Source organism: Micrococcus sp. GbtcB5, assembly GCF_019091605.1.
Lineage (GTDB): Bacteria > Actinomycetota > Actinomycetes > Actinomycetales > Micrococcaceae > Micrococcus > Micrococcus luteus.
Window position 1 is genome coordinate 1 of the sequence record NZ_JAGXJK010000135.1, and the last position, 306, is coordinate 306.

Sequence of the window (306 nt, forward strand, 5' to 3'; positions counted from 1 at the left end):
GGTCCCGACGCGGATGCCGCGCGACTTGCCGCCTCGGCGATCTTCGCGGTCGTCCACCTGACGATCGCTCGGATGTCGACGGGAGCACACTCCGGCCACGACGCGATGGCAGACCTCCGGCGGCAGGTCGCCCACATCGTCGCAGGCACCGAAGTTCGGACCGGAACCGAACGCTGATCGCCGCCGGAAGAAAGGGGACACAAGAACATGAACCACATCGCAAACGTCACGGTGCTCGGCACCGGGGTGCTGGGGGCGCAGATCGCCTACCAGAGCGCCTTCCGAGGCTTGACGGTGACGGCGGAC

1 protein-coding gene is annotated in these 306 nt (G+C 67.6%); it reads left to right on the forward strand.

What is annotated here, in order from left to right:
- Positions 1 to 207: 207 nt before the first annotated feature.
- Positions 208 to 306, forward strand: a 99-nt coding sequence (locus KVS67_RS11775) for a 3-hydroxyacyl-CoA dehydrogenase NAD-binding domain-containing protein (RefSeq protein ID WP_254629361.1), incomplete at its 3' end; no start/stop codon positions are given.